Origin of the sequence: Microtetraspora fusca (assembly GCF_001570365.1) — a bacterium.
Classification (GTDB): Bacteria; Actinomycetota; Actinomycetes; order Streptosporangiales; family Streptosporangiaceae; genus Microtetraspora; species Microtetraspora fusca.
Genome location: NZ_BBYK01000107.1, coordinates 1 through 2,817 on the forward strand (window position 1 = coordinate 1; position 2,817 = coordinate 2,817).

Sequence of the window (2,817 nt, forward strand, 5' to 3'; positions counted from 1 at the left end):
GAGCATGACGTCGACTCCGTGACCGGCCCGTTCCGCGGCTTCCGGGGCGTGGACCCCGGCGTTCAGCCAGAGCGAGACCGCCGCGTGCCGCAGATCGTACGGCCGGGCCGCCAGGGGAGAGGCGACCTGATCGGGTGTGAGCGCGTATGTGCGGGCTTCCTTCCAGACCATGGCGTAGGCGGAGCCGGAGATCAGGCCGCCCGTCCTCGTCCGGAACAGCCGCCCATCATCGCCGACACCGTACCGGTCGATATACCCGTTTGCTTGTCGCGCGCCTGGACGTACCGGCCATTGGTCGAGGCGTCGAAGTCCTTGACGGGCTCGACCTCGCCGACGACGTAGCAGCCGTGCGGGAACAACCGCCGGGACCAACAGGTCTGATAAGCAGGCGCGCGGCACAGAGGGCGTGATCAAACCGGAGGAACGAAGAGGCGTTATGCCCTACTGTGCGGCCTCATGAAGCGGGTTCTATGGGGATGCGCACTGGCCATTGTTGTGCCGCTTGCCGCACTGTCCGTCTTGATCATGATTCCGGTGTGGCGCGACAACGCACGCCTGGACGCCTTATACAAGCGGGCCAGCGCGTACCCGCTTCCACCGAGGACCCGCCACTACTTCTTCGACGACGACGTGCTCTTCGCGAAGAACATGACTGGAGGAAGCGGCGACTACTGCGATTACCGGATCAGGATCACCCTTGAGACGGCGCTCACAGCGGAGGAGATCCGCAACTATTACGGCAAGACCCGGATCGCGGGAGCCGAAGGAAAGGCGGACATCTCCTTATGGTTCGAAGATCCCGATGAGAGCGGACTACGCCGAGTCATTGTCCAGGTCTTCGACTCCCATGACAGCGACTGGGACTGGCGCTGTAGCGGATAGCGCTCACGAGATCGGATAAGCGTCTTCCAGCTCGTGACGGTCGGCGGGAAGCAGCACGTTCACCACAACCCAGGGGGTGCCCCGAGGCGTCACGCACGGCCGCGTACACGTCCAGGACCGGAGTGTTCTTCGGCATGCCGAGCTGCTTGGCCTCGTCGGTCAAGGGCATCCGCGCGGGTGATCTGCTCGATGATGTGATCGAACCGCACGCCTTTACGCACCTGAAGATGGTCGGGGACGCTATCGGGCAGCGGGTCGGCGCTGGCCAGGTTGGTCCCCTGACTCACCTTCACGTGCGACGAGGCGCCAGCGCAGGAACTCCCGGCTCTTGGTCGGCAGATCGAGCAGCGCGGCAACCCGGTTCGGTACGGGCTGGGCGCCCGCTTCCCGTGACGCGCCTCCCGCAGGTCTACCACGAGAGCCGCGTCGTCGAGCTGGTACTCACCCGCTTGCATGAAAGGTGAGATGCCGTAGCCACCGGGTAGGTCGCCGCCGCCCTGCCTCGTCTGATAGATCGGCTTATCGCGCTCCGGAAAGTTGACGTACGCGGGAAGCGGCAGTGGCGCGATTGATCAGCATGATCAAACGATCAAGCCCTGGTTGAACGCAGGGCTGGCGGATACCGTTGTTCTGTGCCATTGACGGCATGAATTATCACGACTGATCGGATATGTGTGAACCTCTGGGATCCCAGCGCCGCTTTGGCTCGAATATTAGCCGGGCCTCTCTCGCTGATCGTGTCAGCAAGTGACCCTAGCGAGTCCAGGCAGACGGTTATCAAGGAACTGACTCCGAAAGAATGGTCCCGGCACGAAGCATATTGGGCGCATGCATGGCGAGCCTTTGCATGGCTCTTTGTCCTTTGCGTCGGCGGACCGGTGGCCTTCCTGATATACGTCGCAGGCGATCAAGTCGAGTCCGACATCGTCAGAGGCATAGCTGCACCGCTGGGCGCATTTGCGTACATCGCTTTTCCAGCGTGCCTTGTTCATAGCCTCCGAGGAGGAGTGGCATGGATGCTTTCGCCAACAGGAGGGAGTGGGAAGCGAGAGGAAAGAAAGAAGCCCTCAGTCTGGACGCGTCCCAGCCCGCTTGATGCGTATGTAGGAATCCTTATCGCCGTCGGAGTCGCAATCGAATTCTACACTTCGATTGCATGACTCTGGCGATAAAACGTGATCGCCATTCTTGGCGCTGCGGCGCGAGGGGCAGTCGAGTGGATAGGCGTCTTCCAACTCGTGACGGTCGGAGGGAAGCAGCACGTTCACCACAACCAGGGGATGCCCCGAGGCGTCACGTACGGCCGCGTAGACATCCAGGACCGGGTGCTCTTCGGCATGGCAAGTCGCTTCGCTCAAACGACGCCTTTCAGGCGACAAGCATCATGGAACCGAAGAGGACGAAGAACACGGCGAAGGCCATGATCAGCGGCCCGGCGGGGATGCGAACCCGCATCCGATATTCGCCGACGGCGGATGCGGCCTTCCTGGATTCGGCTAGCGCCTCATTAAGCCGCTCCACATATTTTCGCTGAGACCGGTACCCGAGCAACGCACCACCAAGCGATCCGCCGAACTGGATCGAGCCCACTTTCCGGCCGTCGGTCAGGTGTATCACCATGCCATCATCCAGCCGGATCGAACTGATCACGTTCCACGGAACGCGATGCCGCACGAGTAGGTTTGTCGCCGTGATGCCCCTGTCTGACACTCCTATATTCGACGTCCACGCAATCATGATCACGATCCATAACAGAACGGCAGCGACTCCGGCGACCAGCACGAAATCCCATGTACTCATGAATGATTTACGGGCTATAGCCGGTGCCAAGGAGGCGATGAACGCAATCGCGACGACACCCATCACACCCAGTGGAACAGCGAAGGACGCTCGCCGTACGACCATCCACGGCTGCGCCTCGGCCCAGTATGCGTC

The 2,817-nt window shown here is 61.6% G+C and carries 2 protein-coding genes; one reads left to right on the forward strand and one right to left on the reverse strand.

Annotated elements, in window-relative coordinates:
- Positions 1-456 precede the first annotated feature (456 nt).
- Positions 457-882 carry a hypothetical protein gene (locus AWQ68_RS40260; RefSeq protein WP_157546553.1) on the forward strand — a complete coding sequence of 142 codons (426 nt, stop codon included), beginning with the start codon at positions 457-459 and terminating at the stop codon, positions 880-882.
- Positions 883-2,250: 1,368 nt separating this feature from the next.
- On the opposite strand, the gene AWQ68_RS40265 is transcribed toward AWQ68_RS40260, so the two are convergent.
- On the reverse strand, positions 2,251-2,817 hold a 567-nt coding region (locus tag AWQ68_RS40265; RefSeq protein ID WP_218007263.1), incomplete at its 5' end, for a hypothetical protein.

Excerpts from the sequence above, each read along its gene's own strand:
- AWQ68_RS40260 (WP_157546553.1), top strand. The coding sequence starts at position 457 with ATGAAGCGGGTTCTATGGGGATGCGCACTGGCCATTGTTGTGCCGCTT.